We start from the raw sequence: 19590 nt of genomic DNA, 5'->3' as shown, positions 1-19590 counted from the left end.
GTGCCGCCCGCCGGGCCGCCGGCGATGCCGCCGGGTGCCCCGCCGGGGCGGGGTACCGCCTGGGCCGAGGGCGTGGAGCGGCTGCGTGCCGCGGCGACCACCGAGCCCGGCCGGCTGCGGATCATCGGCGCCGCGCTGGCCGCCCTGATCCTGCTGTTCGGCGCGGTGGCCCTCTGGGAGATCTCCGGCCGGTCCGCCGCCGCCGATGACGTCGTGGGCCGCAGCCAGCCGCTGAGCGCGGACGCGGCGAGCATCTACCGCTCCCTCGCGGACGCCGACACCGCCTCCTCCAGCGGCTTCCTGCTGGGCGCCAAGGACGAGCACGAGGTCCGCCAGCGGTACGAGAAGGACATAGCGAACGCCTCCAGGCTGCTGGTGAGCGCGGCCGCCAACACCGGGGGCAGCGAGGACGCCCGCGCCCAGATCACCCTGCTGAGCGAGCAGCTGCCGCGGTACACCGGCCTGATCGAGCAGGCCCGGGCCGCCAACCGGCAGGGCCTGCCGCTGGGCGGCGCCTATCTCCGGTACGCCAACGAGCAGATGACCACGCAGCTGCTGCCGGCCGCGCAGCGGCTGTACGAGGCCGAGACGGGCCGGCTCTACACGGACTACGACGACGCCCGGTCCTGGCCGCTGGCCTCGCTCGCCGCGGGCCTGGTCGCGCTCGCCGGCCTGGCGTGGGCGCAGTGGCGCAACTACCGGCGGACGAACAGGGTGTTCAACCACGGTCTGCTGGCGGCGACGGCCGCGTCCGTGGTGGTGCTGCTGTGGCTGGCCGTGGGGCACACGGTGGCGCGGTCCTCGCTGAGTGAGGCCCGCGCACAGGGGCAGGAGTCCCTGAAGGTGCTCAACGACGCGCGGATCGCCTCCCTCCAGGCGCGGGCGGGCGAGAACCTGACGCTGATCGCCCGGGGCGCCGTACTGGCCGAGGACAAGAAGTCCGACAAGTACGACGTGGACTTCACGACCAACATGAAGGAGCTGGACGCCGGGCTGGCGACCGCGCTGCGGCTGGCCGACGACGAGGCGGGCCGGGAGCCGGTGACCCGCGCCGCGGACGGCGTGAAGCAGTGGAAGCAGCGGCACACGGCGGCCCGGGAGGCGGACCTGAAGGGGGACTACGAGGCCGCCCTGCCCCAGGTCGTCGGGGACAAGGACCACAAGGACAGCAGCGGGGCCGCCTTCGACATCGTGGACGCCTCGCTGGAACGGGCGGTGGCCCACGAGCAGCAGGAGTTCACCCGGGCGGCCGGGGACGGGCTCGGCGCTCTGGGCGGCCTGCTGACCGGCACGGCGGCCCTCGTGGTCGTCGGCGCGGCGGCGGCGCTGCTCGGTATCGGGCGCAGGCTTTCGGAGTACAGGTGAGAGCGATGCGGATACGAGCGATGCGGGCCTCCGAAGGTCACGGGAACGGCGGGAACGGCAAGAGCGGCGGGAACGAGGTGTCCGGGGTGTCCGGGGTGTCCGGGGTGTCCGGGGTGTCCGGGGTGTCCGGGGTGCGGAGGCTGACGGGCCGGCTGCGCGGCTGGGGCGGGGTGACCGCCATGGCCGCCGCCTGCGCCGTGACGGCGGGGGCCGTGCTGCTGCCGCTGGCCCGGGCGACACCGGACGCCGGACACCCGCCGGTGGTCCGCGAGCCCGCCTCGATGGCGGTGGCCCCGGCCGCGCCCTGGGTGCTCACCGACACCTGCCCGGACCCGGAGGCCAGCCTGCGCCCGTCCGGTCTGGACGGCGCGGCCATCGCCCGGATCAAGGCGGCGGGCAAACTCGTCGCGGGCGTGGACCAGAACAGCTTCCGCTGGGGCTACCGCAACCAGGCCAAGGAGGGCGGCGGCCTCGACGGCTTCGACATCGACCTGGTGAAGGCCATCGCCCAGGACATCCTGGGCGACCCGAACGCGGTGATCTACCGGGCCATCCCCACCAGTCAGCGCGTCCCCGCGCTCCAGGAGGGCCGCGTCGACATCGTCGTGCGGACCATGACCATCAACTGCAAGCGGCTGGAGGACGTCGCCTTCTCGACGGCCTACTTCGAGGCGGGGCAGCAGGTGCTGGCCCCCAAGGGTTCGCCGATCACCGGGTACGACACCTCCCTGAAGGACAAGCGGATCTGCTTCGCCTCCGGTTCCACGGCGGAGGCCGCGCTGAAGTCCCAGTCGTACGGCTCGGTGCCGGTCACCGTGCCCAACCAGCTGGACTGCCTGGTCCGCCTCCAGCTGGGCGAGGTGGACGGCATCATCACGGACAACGCCCTCGCCGCCGGCCAGGCCGCGCAGGACCCCGCGGTACAGCTGGTCGGCTCGCCCTTCACCCGCGAGTTCTACGGCGTGGCGATGAACAAGGACGCCTCCGACCTGGTACGCCGGGTCAACAAGGTGCTGGAGGGCTATCGTGCGGGCGGCAACGACAGTCCGTGGATGAAGTCGTACCTCAAGCACCTGGCGCCCGTGCTGCCCGGCGTGACCGGACCGCCCGCGCCCAAGTACCGGGACGGCTGAGGCCGGTGGCGGGCAGAGGACCGGACACGGAGCAGGACACGGATTCGGACACCGGATCGGACACCGGGTCGGGCACGGAGGCGGAAGCGGAGGCACAGTCGGTGGAGGCGTGGTCGGCAGTGATGGACCGGGACGACGTCGACCGCGCCCTGTCCCGGCTGGGCGCGGAGCACGAGGCCGTCGAGACGTCCCTGCTCGCCCTCCAGGACCACGCCGGGCGCCGGCTGCTGGAAGGCGCCGGGCTGACCGGGATCACCAAGGAGCGGTGGGCGGCCGCCGACGCGGACATCACCCGGCTGTGGAGGTACTTCGACGCCTACAGCGGGGCCCTGAGCGCCGCCCGGGAGGTCCGCGAGCGGCGCCGCTGGCCGAACCGCGAGGACCTGGTCGAGCTGACCGAGCGGCTGCGCGGGCCCGGAGTGCTGATCGCCGGCGCCGCCGTGGAGGGCGTCGCGCTGGCGGAGCGCCTCTCGCTCGCCGAGCTGGTGGCCCGGATGAACGAGCTGTACGCGAGCTCGCTGGACGTGGTGGTCGCCGCCGACGCGGTGTGGTCGGCGCTGCCCGCGCGGATCGACCTGCTCGCCGCCGAGCTGCACCGCACCCGCTCCCTGGCCCACTCCGTGGGCGTGCGCCCGGGTGAACACCCCTCGGGCGACGACCTGGAGGCCATCACCGCCGAGCTGGCGGAGCTGCGCGCGCAGGTGATCGCGGACCCGCTGGCGTTCTGGGTGCCGGCGACGGGCAGTTCCGCGCCCGGCGGCGGCCGCCCCGACACCAGGCGCTACGACCGGGCCGCGCTCGCGCTGGAGGACGTACGCCGGGAGGTCGAGGCCGTGCTGGACGTACGGCAGGACGCCGAGCAGCGGCTGATCAGCCTGCGGGACGTGCTCTCGCGGGCGGACCGGACCCTGGCGGAGGCGCGGACCGCGCGCGGCGAGGTACTGGCGAAGATCGCCGCGTCGGAGGTGCCCGCGGTGAGCGGCCCGCCGACGGTGCTGCAGGAGCAGCTCGCGGCGGCGGCCGAGCACCGGCGGCGGTCCCGCTGGCACCGGCTGTCACCGCTGCTGGAGTCGCTGGAGGAACGGGCCGAGGAGGAACTGCGCAGGGCCCGTGAATCGTTGACAGCGGTGACGGCACCCTTGGCGGTACGGGCCGAACTGCGCGGGCGGCTCGACGCGTACAAGGCGAAGGTGGCCCGGCACGGGCTGGCGGAGGACCCGCTGCTGATGGAGCGGTACGACACGGCCCGGCGGATGCTGTGGAGCGCGCCCTGCGACCTGCGGGCCGCCGAACAGGCCGTCCTGCGCTACCAGCAGTCGGCGGCCGAGGCGTTGCAGGGCACGGGGACTCCCGGAAAGGACGGCGCATGAGCCTGATCGGAACGGCGTGCGTTCGCCCCGGCTGCCCGGGGACGTACGAGGACATGGGCGGCGGCGAGCTGTACTGCGACACCTGCGGGCTGGCGCCCGTCGGCTCCGTCGCGGCGGGTGCGGAGGAGCTGGTGTCGCCGCCGACGGGGATGACGAGCGCGGCGCGCGGCTCCCTGGGGTCCGCCGGGTCCCGTGGGTCGTTCGGTTCACACGGGTCGCAGGGGTCGCACGGATCGCATGGGTCTCAGGGGTCTCAGGGCTCGCACGGTTCGGCGCGGTCCTCGGCCTCGGCGCGGTCCTCGCGTTCGTCGCGTTCGTCGTCGTCCCGCCGCTCGGTGTCGGGGCGGCTCTCTCGCTCGCTGTCGGGCAGCGCCTCCACCCGGTCGGTGTCGGTGCGCAGTTCGGGCTCGGCGCCGTCGTCCTCGGGGCGCGGCCGGCTCGGGGCCGGGCTGGTCAACGTACCGGAAGTGCCCCGTCCGGATCCTTCGGCGGCGGTGCTGGAGAACCCGGAGGTGCCGGAGCGCAAGCGGTTCTGCTCGCGCTCGGACTGCGGGGCCCCGGTGGGACGGGCCCGGGGCGAGCGGCCGGGCCGTACGGAGGGCTTCTGCACCAAGTGCGGGCACCCGTACTCCTTCGTGCCCAAGCTGCGCGCGGGCGATGTGGTGCACGGCCAGTACGAGGTGGCCGGCTGCCTCGCGCACGGCGGGCTCGGCTGGGTGTACCTCGCGGTGGACCGGGCGGTCTCGGACCGGTGGGTGGTGCTCAAGGGCCTGCTGGACACCGGGGACCAGGACGCGATGGAGGCCGCGATCTCCGAGCGGCGCTTCCTCGCGGAGATCGAGCACTCCAACATCGTGCGGATCTACAACTTCGTGGAGCACCTGGACCAGCGGACCGGTTCGCTGGACGGGTACATCGTCATGGAGTACGTGGGCGGCAAGTCGCTGAAGGAGATAGCGAACGAGCGACGTCGGCCGGACGGCCGGCGTGATCCGCTGCCGGTGGAGCAGGCCTGCGCGTACGGCATCGAGGCCCTGGAAGCGCTCGGCCACTTGCACAGCAGAAACCTTCTGTACTGCGACTTCAAGGTCGACAACGCGATCCAGCAGCAGGACCAGCTGAAGCTGATCGACATGGGCGCGGTGCGGCGGATGGACGACGAGGAGTCGGCCATCTACGGCACAGTGGGCTACCAGGCCCCGGAGGTCGCGGAGCTGGGTCCCTCGGTCGCCTCCGACCTGTACACGGTGGCGCGCACGCTGGCCGTCCTGACCTTCGACTTCCAGGGCTACACCAATGTGTTCGTGGACTCGCTCCCGGACCCGGAGCACATCGAGGTGTTCGGGCGGTACGAGTCCTTCTACCGGCTGCTCGTACGGGCCACCGACCCGGATCCCGGGCGGCGGTTCTCGTCCGCGCAGGAGATGGCGGACCAGCTGACGGGCGTGCTGCGGGAGGTGGTCGCCCTCCAGACGGGCCGGCCGCGGCCGCAGCTGTCCACGCTCTTCGGCCCGGAGCTGCGCGTTCCGGACACCCGGCTGTTCACCGACGCGCCGGGGGCGGAGGTCTCCCGGCTGGGCGAACGGGTCGCCGCCTCCCGGCGGAGCAGGCTGTTCGGCCCCGGCCGCCGCACCCCGGCCGCCGCCGCAGCCGGTCCGCCCGGCCCCGGCGGACAGCCCGTCGGTGCCCCGCTCGGCGGCGCCGCCCTGCCCGCGGGCGCACCCGGCCCGTGGCCGCAGCCGCCCGTCGGCGGGACCCCGCCCGGCGGGACCGCCCTGCCCGCGGGCTCCGCCGGGGCGCCGCTGCCCGGGCTCGGAACCACCGCCACGCATGTGGCGGGTGCGCCGGTGCCGGGACCCCGGTCGGCGCCCGTGTCCACGGCGATGGCGTCGGCTCCGGCCGGGGGCCCGGTGGCCGCACCCGTGTCCCCGCCGCCGCCCGCGGGAGCGACGACGCTCGACGCCCGCGACACCGCGCTGGCGCTGCCCGTACCGCTGGTGGACGCGGCCGACCCCAACGCCGGTTTCCTCGCCGGCCTGCTGGCCACCGCACCCGGCGACCTCCTGGGCGCCCTCGGTTCGGCGCCGGCCGATTCGGCCGAGCTGCGGCTGCGGGAGCTGCGGGCCCGCCTGGAGCTGGGCGAACTGGCCGCCGCCGGCCGCACCCTGGCCGAGCTGGAGGCCCGGCACCCGGACGACTGGCGGGTGGTGTGGGCCCGCGGGATCGCCTCGCTGGCCACCGGGGAGAACGAGATCGCGGCCCTGTCCTTCGACGCGATCTACGACGCCTTCCCGGGCGAGCCCGCGCCGAAGCTGGCCCTCGGGCTGTGCGCTGAGGTCCTGGGCCAGCTGGACAACGCCGCCGAGTACTACCGCCTCGTCTGGAGCACCGACCCCGGGTTCGTGAGCGCGGCCTTCGGGCTGGCCCGGGTCCGACTGGCCGCCGGCGACCGGGCCGGAGCCGTGCGCACGCTGGAGTCCGTACCGGAGGCGTCCATCCACTACACCGCCGCGCGGGTGGCGGCCGTACGCGCACGTCTGCGCGACCGGTCCCCGCAGGAGCCCCTGCTCGCCGATCTGGCGGCCGCCGCCGACCAGGTGGAGGCGCTGCGGCGGTTCGGGCTGGACCCGGAGCGCCACGAGCGGCTCACGACGGAAGTTCTGGGCTCGGCCCTCGACTGGGTACTGTCGGGTAGCCGGGGTTCCGACCCCGGAAGGACCTCGCTGCTCGGCAGCCAACTGGACGAACGGGGCCTGCGCTTCGGAATGGAGCGCTCGTACCGCGTACTCGCACGGCTGGCGCAGCGGGGCGAGGAGAGGATCGAACTGGTGGAGCGGGCAAACCGTTTCCGTCCCCGGACGTGGGTGTGATTGATGTCGATGCATCGGCTGTCGGGCTGCCCCAGCTGCGCGGAACCGCTGGAGGAGGGTGACCGCTTCTGCGGTGTCTGCGGCTACGCGGTCACCGCCCCTCCCCCGGCCGCGTCCGTGGACCATCCGACGATCCCCCTGCCGACGGCGCCACCGGCCGCCGCCGTGCCCGCGCCCGCGCCGGCGCCCGGGTGGGGCAGCGTGGCCGCGGCCGCGCCGACCCTGGTCGACGGTCCGGCCGACTGGACCACGCCCGCACCGGAACCGCAGCCGGAGCCGCGCCCGGCCGAAGCCTCGTACGGCATCGGCACCCCGCCGGAGGGCACCCCGTGGGGCTCGCCGGAGCACGCGCACGGCGGCGGGCCGGACGGCCCGCAGGCCCGGTACGACCTGCCCGGCGGCGCCGCCACGCCCCCGGAGGGGACCCCGCGAGGCGGCGCCGCCCCCGAGCACGAGGCCCCGTACGGAGCCCCGCAGGGACAGGCGGAGGGCGGCAAGACCTGCGTCGCCTGCCGGTCGGGTTACGTGGACACCGACGGGTACTGCGAGCACTGCGGGCACGCCCAGCCCCGGGAGCGGGACCACCTCGAAGAGGAGCTCGGGAGCGTCGCGGCCGTCAGCGACCGCGGGCTGCGCCACCACCGCAACGAGGACTCGTTCGCGGTCGCGGCCACGGCCCTGCCCGACGGCTCCGCCGCCACCGTGGCCATCGTCTGCGACGGCGTCTCCTCCGCGAGCCGCCCCGACGAGGCATCGGCGGCCGCGGCCGCCGCCGCCAACGAGGCCCTGCTGGACGCGCTCCCGCGCGGCGCCCACCCCCAGGAGGCCATGCACGAGGCGATCCTGGCCGCGGCGGCCGCGGTCAACGCCCTGGCCCCGGAGACCCCCGGCGCGCAGAACGCCCCCGCCTGCACCCTGGTCGGCGCCGTCGTCAGCGGCGGGCTGCTGACCATCGGCTGGGTGGGCGACAGCCGTGCCTACTGGGTCCCCGACGACCGTGCCGCCCTGCCCCGCCGGCTCACCGAGGACGACTCCTGGGCCGCCCAGATGGTCGCGGCCGGGCTGATGGGCGAGGCCGAGGCCTACGCCGACGTCCGCGCCCATGCCATCACCGGCTGGCTCGGGGCCGATGCGTACGACCTCGAACCGCACACCGCCATCTTCAAGCCGGACCACCCCGGTGTGGTCGTCGTCTGCACCGACGGCCTGTGGAACTACGCGGAGTCCGCCCGGGAGATGGCGCAGGTGCTGCCCGCGGACGCCGCCGTCAGACCCCTGCACAGCGCGCAGGTCCTGGTGGGGCACGCCCTCGACGGCGGCGGACACGACAACGTCACCGTGGCCGTCGTGCCGTTCGCCGCCGCGCCCGACACGGAGACCGCACCGGAACCGGAACCGGGCACGGAACCGGAACCGGGCCCGGGGAGACAAACGGAACCGGAAGCGCGCCCTCAGGCCTGACCCGCCTGCCCGAGCCAGCCCCTAGGAGTCCAACCGATGGCGAACTTCGCCAAGCCCAGCGCCCCGCGCTTCAGCGTGGAGGTGTACCAGAACGAGTTCCTCCCGCAGGGCGGGCGGGACGTCCACGCCATCGTCACGGTCACCTCCACCGGCGGTGCCACCGCCACCCGCGCGACGGCCGCCCAGGGCACGGCGGCTGTCGTGATCATGGTCGACTGCTCCGGCTCCATGGAGTACCCGCCGGAGAAGATGCGCGGCGCCCGCGAGGCCACGGCCGCGGCCGTCGACACCCTGCGCGACGGCACCTCCTTCGCCGTGATCGCCGGTACGCACGTGGCCAAGGAGGTCTACCCGGGCCAGGGCCGCCTCGCCGTCGCCGACCCGGTCACCCGCGCCCAGGCCAAGGAGGCGCTGCGCGGCCTCAGCTCCGGCGGCGGCACCGCCATCGGCACCTGGCTGCGCCTCGCCGACGGACTGCTGCGCCAGTCCCCCGCCGCCATACGGCACGGGATCCTGCTCACCGACGGCCGCAACGAGCACGAGGAGCCGGCCGTGCTCCGCGCCACCCTCGACGCGTGCGCGGGCCGCTTCACCTGCGACGCCCGCGGGGTGGGCACCGACTGGGAGGTCAAGGAGGTCACCGGCATCGCGAGCGCGCTGCTCGGCTCCGCCGACATCGTGGCCGATCCGGCCCACCTCACCGAGGACTTCACGCGCATGATGGAGAACGTCATGGGCAAGGAGGTCGCGGACGTCGCGCTGCGCCTGTGGACCCCGGTCGGGGTGGAGATCCAGTACGTCAAGCAGGTCGCGCCCGCCGTCCATGACCTGACCGACCGCCGCACCGAGGCGGGCCCGCGAGCCGGGGACTACCCGACCGGCTCCTGGGGCGACGAGTCCCGTGAGTACCACGTGTGCGTCCGCGTCCCGAGTGCGTCCGTGGGCCAGGAGATGCTCGCCGCCCGCGCCACGCTCGTCCTGCCGGGGACGGCTGGCGAGCCGCCCGCCGTGCTCGCACAGGGATTGGTGCGCGCGGTGTGGACGGACGATCTGGCCGCCTCCACCGCCATCAACCCGCAGGTCGCCCACTACACCGGACAGGCGGAGCTCGCGCAGGCCATCCAGCAGGGACTGGAAGCCCGCAAACTGGGCGATGTGGACGGCGCCACGGCCAAACTCGGCCGCGCCGTGCAGCTGGCGAGTGCCTCCGGAAACGCCGACACCGCGAAACTCCTGGCGAAGGTGGTGGATGTCGTGGATGCGGCGGCGGGTACTGTGCGGCTGAAGGCGAAGGTCGCGGATGCCGACGAGATGACCCTCGAAACGCGTTCGACGCAGACCGTCCGAGTGAAGAAGACCTGAGAAGACCTGACGCGATGACGCAGGGAGAAGAAGGGGGAAGCGCCGCCATGCCGACCTGCCCGAACGGGCACCAGTCCGCCTCCGACGACTGGTGCGAGGTCTGCGGCCACCGCATGGCTGCCTCGGAGGGTCCCCCTCCGGCTCCCTCCTACGGCTACGGCTTCCCCCCGACCGCCGGTGAGCCGACGGCCCAGGCGGAGCTCTGCCCGCAGTGCCGGACCCCGCGCGAGGCCATGGCGCCGTTCTGCGAGGAGTGCCGGTACAACTTCCTGACGCGTACGGCGACCTCGTACACCCCGCTCGCCCCGGATTCCGGACCCCAGGGGACCGGCGCCACGCCGCCGTCGATGGCCCCGTCCATGCCCCCGTCCACGCCTCCGTCCACGCCTCCGCCGCCGCCCGTGCAGGCGCCCGGGGCGTACTCCCAGGACCACTTCGAGTACCAGGGCTCGCGGCCGTCCCGGGTCAACCGGCCGGCCGAGCCGCTCCAGCGCGAGGACGACTGGCTGCTGCCGCCTCCCGCGCACGAGCCGCAGCAGGAGTACCAGCAGCCTGCTCAGCCCCAGTACCAGCAGCAGCCCCCGCAGCCGCCTCAGCAGCGGGAGTACCAGCAGGAGTACCAGCAGCACCAGCCGCCGCAGTATCAGCAGCAGCCTCCGGCACAGCAGCAGCACCAGTCCTACCCGCCCCAGAGCGCCTCCTGGACCGCGACGATCGGCCCCGACCGCTCGTACTTCATGGCGATGATGCAGCGCAGCGGCCCCGAGGCGGCCTCGCTCAACCTGCCCGCGTACTCCCCGGAGCAGCATCTGCCGCTCTCCGGCGGCCAGATCACCATCGGCCGCCGCCGTGCCTCCACGGGCGAGTCCCCCGACATCGACCTGTCGGTGCCCCCGGAGGACCCGGGCGTCTCCCACCAGCACGCGGTCCTCGTCCAGCAGCCCGACCTCAGCTGGGCGGTGGTGGACCAGAACTCCACCAACGGCACCACCATCAACGGCGGCGAGGAGCCGATCCAGCCCTACGTCCCGGTCCCGCTCACCGACGGCGACCGCGTCCACGTCGGCGCCTGGACCACGATCACCATCCGCCGCGGCTGATTCACCCCTCTCCCAGGGGCCATGTGTAGGGCCCCTGGGGATCGTCGAGCCACGCCCACTGGCCCTCGTCGGTCACCGTGACCCCGAAGCGCTCGCGGGCCGGACGGTCCTCACTGCGCCACAGGTCCAGGGCCTCGCGGGGGTGCAGGACGCCCGCGGTCAGCACGTGCATGAACTGGAAGCGCTCGTTCTCCACCAGCTCGTACGGGAGCCCGTACGGCACCCCGGCCGGCGGCTGCGGCGCCGCCGTGGCCCCGCGCAGCGGGACGAAGTACGCCGGGTTGTGCAGGAAACGGCCCTCGGCGAAGTCGGCGTCCCGGACGGTGAGCGCGATCAGCCCGGTCGACAGCGGGGCCAGGATCCGCGCCCCGGGCCGGCACTGGGCCGGCCAGGCGTGCGGGACCAGCGGCAACGTGCAGGTCACCATGATCCGGTCGAACGGGGCCCGGGAGGGGCAGCCGCGCGCCCCGTCGCCCGTGACCACCGTCGGGTGGTAGCCGAGCTCGGCCAGGTGTGTCCGCGCGGACTCGGTGATCTCCTCGTCGAGGTCCACGGTGGTGACGAGGTCGTCGCCGAGCCGGTGGCAGAGCAGGGCGGCGTTGTAGCCGGTGCCCGCGCCGATCTCCAGCACGTTGTCGCCGTCGCGCACGTCCAGCGCCCGGAGCATCTTCGCCATCAGCGAGGGCTGGCTGCTGGAGGAGACCAGCTCGCCGTCGCGCAGCCGGGTCGCGAGCGGGGTGTCCTCGTAGACCCCGCGCAGCCAGCGGGCCCGCTGCTCGGGGTCGGGGTCCTCGGCCCACAGCCGTTCGTGGCCGGCGCCGCGGCCGGTCCAGAAATAGGGGACGAACACGTGCCGGGGCACGGCGGCGAACGCCGCCCGCCAGGCCGGGTCGTCCAGCACCCCGGCCGCCGTCAGCTCCCGCACCTGGGCGGCGTGCGCGGTCTCGCGCAGATCCCGTACGCCGGTGGTACGTGAGGTGTGTGCGCCCATGACTCAACTGTCCTGCGGGCGGACCTCGGGTGCGACCTCGCGGAGTCCACACAGCGGAGTCCGCGGGGTCCTAGGACCCCGGTCCTCCGTCCGGGCGTCTGAGACGATGGTCGGGTGAACGAGATTCCGCGGGGCACGCTTCAGGAGCAGACCTTTTACGAGCAGGTGGGCGGCGAGGAGACCTTCCGCCGCCTCGTCCGGCGCTTCTACCAGGGGGTCGCGGAGGACCCGCTGCTGCGCCCGATGTACCCGGAGGAGGACCTGGGCCCGGCCGAGGAGCGGTTCACGCTGTTCCTGATGCAGTACTGGGGCGGCCCGACCACCTACAGCGAGCACCGCGGCCATCCGCGCCTGCGGATGCGGCACGCCCCGTTCCAGGTGGACGCGGCGGCGCACGACGCCTGGCTGAGCCACATGCGGGTCGCGGTGGACGAGCTGGGCCTGGCGCCCGAGCACGAGGCCCAGCTGTGGAAGTACCTCACGTACGCCGCCGCGTCGATGATCAACACGGCGGGTTAGCCGGGCCTGCGGTTCAGCCCGAGGTCCGGACCGGGCGGACCTGGAGGGCGCCCAGGCCGCCGCCCACGCCGGGGCGGCGCATGGCGACGGAGCCGTACGGGGTACGCAGCCGCAGCCAGCTCCCGGCGGCGAGCAGCGCCACCGGGTCGGGCGCGGTCGCCGTACGCGGGGTGGCGGCGGGCACGGTGGACCGTACCGGCCGCAGGAAGCCCAGGGACTGCGCGGCGTGCACGGCGCGCAGCGGGAGTTCGGTGTCGCCCAGCGTCCGGGACCAGATCTCGCGGCCGATGCGGTCGCGTTCGGACCGGGTCCGGTGCTGTGCGGGCAGGGCCTCGTCGCGGGCGCGGAACTCGGCGACGGCGTCCGCGACGGCGGCCCCCATCTCCTCGGGCCCGGGCAGCCCGGGCAGCTGCCGCCAGCCGCCGCGCGGCGGGAGCACCCCGGTCCACGGCGGCCCGGTGACCGGCCCGGGCACCGTGGCCGCGGCCGAGGCCTCGTCCACGGATTCCAGGAGCTCACCGGCGGAGACCGTCAGGTCGAGCGGCGTTTCGACGGGTGCGGCGAGCCGCACCGTACGGATGGCCAGGACCTCGAAGGACGGCGGCCGCCCGAAAACGGCGAGCGCGCCGCCACCCCCCTGGAGGCGGACGGCGGCGGCGCGGTCGTAGTGCACCAGCCGGCCCAGGAAGGCGGCGAGGTCCGCCGCCTCCCCGGAGTCGGCGAAGTGCAGCCGTTCGTTCATGCCGCGAGGCGTCCTTCCGAGCCGACCGGCTCGTCGAGGTACTTCTCCAGGAAGTGCTTCTCCTCGGCCGTGATGCGGCGGGGCCGCCCCTCGGCGAGGTTGTAGGGCACGACCACGGTCGAGGCGCGCACGTAGACCTTCTCGGGCGAGTCCCCGGTCGCCTCGTCCTTGACCTCGTAGCCGATGGTCAGGGACGCGGCGCCTATCCGGGTCACCCAGGACTCGATGAGCACCGGCTCGTGACGGTGCACGAGGGGCAGCTTGTAGTCGATCTCGTGCCGGGCCACGACGGACCCGCCCGTGAAGGACTCGCTGCCCTCCCCCGGCGCCAGCCGGAACATGAAGTCGATCCTCGCCTCCTCCAGGTAACGGAGGAAGACCACGTTGTTCACGTGTCCGAAGGAGTCCATGTCCGACCAGCGCAGGGGGCACCGGTAGTGGTGTCTGGCCATGGTGCGGACCTCAGCCTCGGGTGAGCTTCTTGTACGTGGCGCGGTGCGGACGGGTCGCGTCCGCGCCGAGACGCTCGATCTTGTTCTTCTCGTACGACTCGAAGTTGCCCTCGAACCAGTACCACTTGGACTCGCCCTCGTACGCCAGGATGTGCGTGGCGACCCGGTCCAGGAACCAGCGGTCGTGGGAGATGACCACGGCCGCACCGGGGAATTCGAGGAGCGCGTTCTCGAGCGAGGACAGGGTCTCGACGTCGAGGTCGTTGGTGGGCTCGTCGAGGAGCAGCAGGTTGCCGCCCTCCTTGAGCGTCAGCGCCAGGTTGAGGCGGTTGCGCTCACCACCGGACAGGACGCCGGCCGGCTTCTGCTGGTCCGGGCCCTTGAAGCCGAAGGCGCTGACGTACGCGCGGGACGGCATCTCGACCTGGCCCACGTTGATGTAGTCCAGCTCGTCCGACACGACCGCCCAGAGGGTCTTCTTGGGGTCGATGTTGGCGCGGGACTGGTCGACGTACGAGATCTTGACGGTCTCGCCGATCTTGACGGAGCCGGAGTCCGGCGCCTCCAGGCCCTGGATCATCTTGAAGAGCGTGGTCTTGCCGGCGCCGTTGGGGCCGATGATGCCCACGATGCCGTTGCGCGGCAGGGTGAAGGACAGGTCGTCGATGAGGACCTTGTCGCCGAAGGCCTTCGAGAGGTTGTTGACCTCGACGACGATGGAACCGAGACGCGGGCCCGGCGGGATCTGGATCTCCTCGAAGTCCAGCTTCCGCATCTTGTCCGCCTCGGCCGCCATCTCCTCGTAGCGGGCCAGACGGGCCTTGGACTTGGTCTGGCGGCCCTTGGCGTTGGAGCGGACCCACTCCAGCTCTTCCTTGAGGCGCTTCTGGCGCTTCTCGTCCTTGCGGCCCTCGACCTTGAGACGGGTGGCCTTCTTCTCCAGGTAGGTGGAGTAGTTGCCCTCGTAGGGGTGGGCGCGGCCGCGGTCGAGCTCGAGGATCCACTCGGCGACGTTGTTGAGGAAGTACCGGTCGTGGGTGACGGCCACCACGGCGCCCTTGTACTGCGACAGGTGCTGCTCGAGCCAGTTCACCGACTCGGCGTCGAGGTGGTTGGTGGGCTCGTCGAGGAGGAGCAGGTCCGGGGCCTCGATCAGCAGCTTGCAGAGCGCGACACGGCGCTTCTCGCCACCGGAGAGGTTGGTGACGGGCCAGTCGCCGGGCGGGCAGCCCAGGGCGTCCATGGCCTGCTCCAGCTGGGCGTCGAGGTCCCAGGCGTTGGCGTGGTCCAGGACTTCCTGGAGCTTGCCCATCTCGTCCATGAGCGCGTCGGTGTAGTCGGTCGCCATCTCCTCGGCGACCTCGTTGAAGCGCTTGAGCTTGCCCATGATCTCGGCGGCGCCGTCCTGGACGTTCTCCAGGACGGTCTTCGACTCGTCGAGCTTGGGCTCCTGCATGAGGATGCCGACGGTGAAGCCGGGCGACAGGAAGGCGTCGCCGTTGGACGGCTGCTCCAGGCCCGCCATGATCTTCAGAACGGTGGACTTACCGGCGCCGTTCGGGCCGACCACACCGATCTTCGCGCCGGGCAGGAAGTTCAAGGTGACGTCATCAAGGATCACCTTGTCGCCGTGCGCCTTGCGCGTCTTGCGCATGGTGTAGATGAACTCAGCCAAGAGAAACCGTCCGGCAGATCGAGTGTGGGCAGATACACCCCATCTTGCCTGACGTCCACCCCACGGGGGAAACGCGTATGGTCCCGGAGCCCTGACCTGGGCACTGGCCACAGGTGGCCTGCCGGTCATGGCCGTCATCGGTCGCCGTTGGCCGTCCCCGGGCCCCCTCTGACGGCCCAGGGACGGCCCAGGGACGGCCTCGCTTCAGCCGATCTATCCAGGTCAAGGAGCTACGAGGCCCTTCCCTGATCATGTCGGATCGGCCATGCAGGCGGGGGCAGCGCCGGCCGCCGGCGGCCTTCCGCGCCACCAGGATCTCGTCGTAGGCATCACTGAAGAAGGTACGGCCCGCCCCGAGCGGGCGGGCCGCAAAGATCACGCATCGGGAGGCCAATCGCTACCGCGTGTCTCCCCTGCCGTTGGCCTGCTTCGCCAGCGCCTTCTTGGCCGTGCCCCTCGGCGACGTGGCCTTCTTGGCAGCGGCCGTCTCCCCGGCGACCTTCTTCGCCACGGCCTTCTGTACGGCGGTCTTCTTCGCTGTGGCCTTCTTGGCGGGCGCGGCCTTCTTCACCACCGCCTTCTTGGCGGGCGCGGCCTTCTTCGCCACCGCCTTCTTGGCGGGCGCGGCCTTCTTCGCCACCGCCTTCTTGGCCGGCGTGGCCTTCTTCGCCGGCGCGGCCTTCTTCGCCACCGCCTTCTTGGCCGGCGTGGCCTTCTTCGCCACCGCCTTCTTGGCGGGCGTGGCCTTCTTCGCCACCGCCTTCTTGGCGGGCGTGGTCTTCTTCGCAGGCTCGCCTGCGGCTGTCAGACTGCCCTTCGGAGCCTTCCGCACCGCTACCTCGCCGCGCTTCGGCATCCGTTTCGCGCCGCTGACCAGGTCCTTGAATCCCTGGCCCGGGCGGAAGCGGGGTACCGATGTCTTCCTGACGCGGACGGGCTCGCCGGTTTGCGGGTTACGGGCGTAGCGGGACGGTCGTTCAGCCTTCTCGAACGAGCCGAATCCTGTGATCGATACCCGGTCGCCCGCCACAACCGCGCGAACGATCGCATCCAGGACAGCTTCGACCGCGTCGACCGCAGCCTGGCGGCTGCCAAGCCTTTCTGTAATCACGGCGGCGAGGTCCGCCTTGTTGACTCCCTTGCGGGGCTTTCCATGCACAGGTTCCTTTACCGTGCGGCTTGGCCCTTTGCGTGGATTGCCCGGCTTCGGTGCTGCCGCCCTGAAACTCGTACCCGTACGGGGACTGCCCGGCTCGGGATCCCAGAGGTTCGTTCCCGTAGAGGGCCGCCCGGGCTTGGGCGACTGATCGCCTGGCTGCGCTGCATCATCAGGCATCGGAGGCTGCTCCATGGGGTTTCGCTTTCTCGTTACCTGGAGACCAGGGAGACGATCACCGTATACACGGCTTCGAGGCCAAGCAGGACAACCGCCACACTGTACGCTTTAGCCCTCCGATTAATTTCCTTGTCGTTGTCGGCAACGGAATCGTGCATCCCGAGCGCCTGTGACCACAACAGCTCACTTCCTCCATATTCACTATCGAGGATATCCTTTGCGTCGGGGCCGAACGCCCAATCTTTTTTGGGCATAAGGACGTACATGACGGCCGCGACGATCAGCACGATAAAAATGACCAAACCCACTGCATATTCGGCTGGCAGAGGTTTATCCTTTGTCCCCACGCCGAAGAAGCCCGCGAAGGAAGCGATCACTGTTGCGATCGTGACGAGTCCCGTTGCACGGTTCCGCAGGTTTCCCAGAGTGCCGTCCTGCTGGGACAGCGAATGCATGGCAGCTTCGTAGGCAAGTTTGTACCGATCCGAACCGTCCGGCGCCGACTCGACCTTCCCGGCGTCACCGTTGCTTACCATCCATTGACCCCGTTCAGATTTCCCGACCACCCCGGTACGGACGTATTTGGATGTACCCCGTCGCTCTCGTCATTCGGCCACCGACTTGCCCGCTCACCCTGATGCATGAGCTGAGTAGATGCATGTGGTCCACCTACATCACGCCCACAAGTGAGGCGTCCGATCGCCGGGAGTGGCGAACCAGGAGGGCAGTCGACAGCGTGTTCACAAGGTCAGGCGCCACGACGCCCGGGAGGGACACCGACCTCGCTGCCTGAGAACCGTCCGGAGGCGGTGCCGATGTGCCCGAAAGGCGCCCGCCACCGCCTCACCACGGGGCAGGATGCCGCTGACATGACGGCAGCGGTCAGCCAGGGGGTTCAGTGGGAAGCGCGCTCATCGGGTTAGCAGCCGCGGTAGTGGGAGTCACAGGCACGCTCATAGCATCTGTCCTGTCGCAACGCCTGACGGCTCGCGTGCAGTCGGAACAGTTCACGCGTCAGCAACAGGTAGCCGAAACGCAATGGCTCCGCGAGCAACAGGTGGTCGGGCTGACTCGCCGACGCGAGGGCTACACGAACGTCAACGCGGCTTTCCGCCGCTATCGAACTCACCTGCTGAACTTTCTGTGGATCGTGCACAAGGGAGCAGTGACCGCCGAAGCGAGGGAAGCGGTCGAAGAGGCCCGACGCGATCACCACTCAGTCTTGGCTGAAGCTCAGATGGTGGCGTCCGGACAGGTGTTGGTCGAGCTGAATGACATGACGAAGTCACTGTCGGAGACCTATCGCCGGATCATGTGCCTGGAAGAAGGAGATCCCGATCCGGACGGATCGTTCGACGAGATTCGGGCGGACTTCGCTCGGATCTGGGAGCAGTGGGAGAAGATGCTCAGCGCAATGCGGGCTGATCTTGGTGTGGAAAACAATCCGACCGAGCTAAGGGCTGTCCCGTAATCCCCGGTGGATCAGCGCACGGCGTCAGATGCGGTGCATCGCAAGGCGGAGGGGCGCCCACATACTGGGCGTATTCGGGCGTTCCGACAACGCAGCGAGGTGCCGTAGCTGGCGTCGTGCGCCCGCCGGGGATTACGGGACAGCCCTTAGCTGCGTCCGGCTCCTGAGAGCTGTCCCTCCGCTCCTCACGGCCCACAGACGGCCCAGGCGGACGGTAGCTGTCCGGCCCGGGGTGCCGTCCGCCGGAACGGTCATGTCCGTGGCCGGTAGACGGTGAGGGCGTCGGGGAGTTCGTCGAGGACGAGGGACGTGGGGGCCTCGGCGTACTCGCCGTCGTAGGCGAGGGGGGTGCCCGCCGGGATGTCCCCGATCCGCAGGCTGCGCAGCCGGGTCGCGGTGTGGACCGGGGAACGGGTCAGGGGGCCCGCGAAGGCGGCGGCCAGCAGGCGGGGGCCGGGGCGGCCGCCGCCGTAGACGAGCCGGACGTCGAGCAGGCCTTCGCCGAGGCTGTCGCGGCGCCGGGGGGTGGGGCCGGTCCCGTGGTAGGTGCCGTTGCCCGCGAAGAGCAGCCATACGCTCCGGGGCCGCCCGGCCAGCCGCAGCCGCACGGGCCGCTGGGCGCGCAGCACCTGCCAGGCCGCCAGCAGCGCGGCGGGGCCGCCGCCGATGCGCGGGCCCCAGCGCAGTCGGTGGCGCAGCAGCTCCGGGTAGGCGCCGATGCTGAAGTTGTTCAGGAAATAGCCGGGCCGGCCCTCCGGTCCGGGGGTGAAGCGGCCCACGCCGATGTGGACGGCGTCGCCGGAGGCCAGGGCGCGGCAGGTGTCCTCGGGGCCGCCGAGGCCGAGGTCCATCGCGAAGTGGTTGAGGGTGCCGCCGGGGAACACCGCCAGCGGCAGCCCGGCGCGCAGTGCTGCGGTGGCGGCCGCGTTGACGGTGCCGTCGCCGCCGCAGACCCCGAGGACGGTTGCGCGGGAGGCCGCCTCGTCCAGCCGAGCGGCCAGGTCCGGGCTCCCGCACTCGATCACCTCGGCCTTGGGGAGGCGGGTGCGCAGTACGTCGAGTCCGGCGGTCGTGGCCGTCCCCGATCCGGTGTTGACCACCACGGTGAGCCCCGCCCCGTCGGGCAGCGCGGGCGCGCCGGAGGCGGTCCGCTCGTCGCCCGGCACGATCCTGGCCTCCTGGGCGTCCCGCGCGAGCCGGTCCACGACGAAGCCCGCCGCCACGCCCAGCGCGGCCCCCGCAAGCACGTCGGAGGGGTAGTGCACGCCGGTGTACACCCGGGAGAAGGCCACGGACGCGGCCACCGGAGCCAGCGCGGCGCCCCAGCCCGGGGACTCCAGCGCCAGCCCGGCGGTGAAGGCGAAGGCCGACGCCGAGTGCCCGGACGGGAAGGAGGTGGTCTGCGGCTGCGTCGCCAGCTGCCGCACCGCGGGTACGCCGTCCAGCAGCGGCCGCGGGCGGCGTACGGACCACTTGCCGACGGTGTTGATGGTCGCGGAGGCCAGCGCCAGCGAGGCGGCCCCGCGCACGGCGGCCTTACGGGCCCGGGCCGATCCGAAGGCGGCGAGAGCCGCGGCGGCACCGCCCCACAGCACCCCGTGGTTCGCGGCCCGTCCCAGCCGCGGCAGCACCCGGTCGGCGCCGGGCCAGTGCCGCCGGGCCACCATGTCGAACAGTTGACGGTCCCACCGCACGACCGCGCCCTGCCAGGTCAGTTCTTGATCCGCCATTGCCTGCCCCTAC

The 19590-nt window shown here is 72.3% G+C and carries 16 protein-coding genes; 9 read left to right on the top strand and 7 right to left on the bottom strand.

The annotated features are described in order from the left end of the window. The first annotated feature begins 24 nt into the window (after positions 1-24). The 7 genes from ACGFYQ_RS01385 to ACGFYQ_RS01355 all read left to right on the top strand — a co-directional run bounded on the left by ACGFYQ_RS01385 (position 25) and on the right by ACGFYQ_RS01355 (position 10661). The gene (locus tag ACGFYQ_RS01385) at positions 25-1365 is read left to right on the top strand and encodes a hypothetical protein (protein ID WP_393739688.1); all 1341 of its coding nucleotides are present in this window, start codon (positions 25-27) and stop codon (positions 1363-1365) included. Positions 1366-1544: 179 nt separating this feature from the next. Then, positions 1545-2498: a glutamate ABC transporter substrate-binding protein gene (locus ACGFYQ_RS01380; RefSeq protein WP_393739686.1), complete on the top strand. Its 954-nt coding sequence runs from the start codon at positions 1545-1547 to the stop codon at positions 2496-2498. A gap of 122 nt (positions 2499-2620) precedes the next feature. Then, the gene (locus ACGFYQ_RS01375; RefSeq protein WP_393739684.1) at positions 2621-3868 is read left to right on the top strand and encodes a hypothetical protein; all 1248 of its coding nucleotides are present in this window, start codon (positions 2621-2623) and stop codon (positions 3866-3868) included. Next, on the top strand, positions 3865-6738 hold the full coding sequence (locus ACGFYQ_RS01370; RefSeq protein WP_393738704.1) for a tetratricopeptide repeat protein: 2874 nt from the start codon (positions 3865-3867) through the stop codon (positions 6736-6738). The genes ACGFYQ_RS01375 and ACGFYQ_RS01370 overlap by 4 nt, the downstream gene beginning before the upstream one ends. 3 nt (positions 6739-6741) lie before the next feature. Then, a complete protein-coding gene (locus ACGFYQ_RS01365; RefSeq protein ID WP_393738702.1) occupies positions 6742-8199 on the top strand; it encodes a protein phosphatase 2C domain-containing protein in 1458 nt (485 codons plus the stop codon). Positions 8200-8235: 36 nt separating this feature from the next. Then, positions 8236-9561: a VWA domain-containing protein gene (locus ACGFYQ_RS01360; protein ID WP_393738700.1), complete on the top strand. Its 1326-nt coding sequence runs from the start codon at positions 8236-8238 to the stop codon at positions 9559-9561. Positions 9562-9608: 47 nt separating this feature from the next. After that, entirely contained in the window at positions 9609-10661 is a 1053-nt protein-coding gene (locus tag ACGFYQ_RS01355; RefSeq protein ID WP_393739682.1) for an FHA domain-containing protein, read from the top strand. A gap of 1 nt (position 10662) precedes the next feature. Here the strand turns inward: ACGFYQ_RS01355 and ACGFYQ_RS01350 are convergent, their stop codons facing one another. Then, a complete protein-coding gene (locus tag ACGFYQ_RS01350; RefSeq protein ID WP_393738698.1) occupies positions 10663-11652 on the bottom strand; it encodes a methyltransferase domain-containing protein in 990 nt (329 codons plus the stop codon). A 114-nt stretch (positions 11653-11766) separates the two neighbouring features. On the opposite strand from ACGFYQ_RS01350, the gene ACGFYQ_RS01345 reads away from it, so the two are divergent. Next, positions 11767-12171: a globin gene (locus ACGFYQ_RS01345; RefSeq protein WP_362391801.1), complete on the top strand. Its 405-nt coding sequence runs from the start codon at positions 11767-11769 to the stop codon at positions 12169-12171. A 13-nt stretch (positions 12172-12184) separates the two neighbouring features. Here ACGFYQ_RS01345 and ACGFYQ_RS01340 read toward each other — a convergent pair whose 3' ends face one another. The 5 genes from ACGFYQ_RS01340 to ACGFYQ_RS01320 form a co-directional block, all read right to left on the bottom strand. Continuing rightward, the gene (locus tag ACGFYQ_RS01340) at positions 12185-12913 is read right to left on the bottom strand and encodes a hypothetical protein (RefSeq protein WP_393738696.1); all 729 of its coding nucleotides are present in this window, start codon (positions 12911-12913) and stop codon (positions 12185-12187) included. Then, positions 12910-13365, bottom strand: a complete 456-nt coding sequence (locus ACGFYQ_RS01335) for an acyl-CoA thioesterase (protein WP_393738694.1) — start codon at positions 13363-13365, stop codon at positions 12910-12912. Before ACGFYQ_RS01335 ends, ACGFYQ_RS01340 begins: the two co-directional genes overlap by 4 nt. Positions 13366-13375: 10 nt before the next feature. Then, on the bottom strand, positions 13376-15040 hold the full coding sequence (gene ettA / locus ACGFYQ_RS01330; protein WP_393738692.1) for an energy-dependent translational throttle protein EttA: 1665 nt from the start codon (positions 15038-15040) through the stop codon (positions 13376-13378). Between the two features lie 397 nt (positions 15041-15437). Continuing rightward, a complete protein-coding gene (locus tag ACGFYQ_RS01325) occupies positions 15438-16199 on the bottom strand; it encodes an HU family DNA-binding protein (protein WP_393739680.1) in 762 nt (253 codons plus the stop codon). A 209-nt stretch (positions 16200-16408) separates the two neighbouring features. Next, complete coding sequence (locus ACGFYQ_RS01320; RefSeq protein ID WP_393738690.1) at positions 16409-16912, bottom strand: hypothetical protein; 504 nt, start codon at positions 16910-16912, stop codon at positions 16409-16411. A gap of 362 nt (positions 16913-17274) precedes the next feature. On the opposite strand from ACGFYQ_RS01320, the gene ACGFYQ_RS01315 reads away from it, so the two are divergent. Continuing rightward, complete coding sequence (locus ACGFYQ_RS01315) at positions 17275-17847, top strand: hypothetical protein (protein ID WP_393738688.1); 573 nt, start codon at positions 17275-17277, stop codon at positions 17845-17847. A gap of 251 nt (positions 17848-18098) precedes the next feature. Here ACGFYQ_RS01315 and ACGFYQ_RS01310 read toward each other — a convergent pair whose 3' ends face one another. Further along, positions 18099-19577, bottom strand: a complete 1479-nt coding sequence (locus tag ACGFYQ_RS01310; RefSeq protein WP_393738686.1) for a bifunctional phosphatase PAP2/diacylglycerol kinase family protein — start codon at positions 19575-19577, stop codon at positions 18099-18101. Positions 19578-19590 lie beyond the last annotated feature (13 nt).

The organism is Streptomyces sp. NPDC048258, assembly GCF_043201995.1.
GTDB lineage: Bacteria > Actinomycetota > Actinomycetes > Streptomycetales > Streptomycetaceae > Streptomyces.
This window is presented reverse-complemented; position numbering and strand designations above follow the sequence as displayed.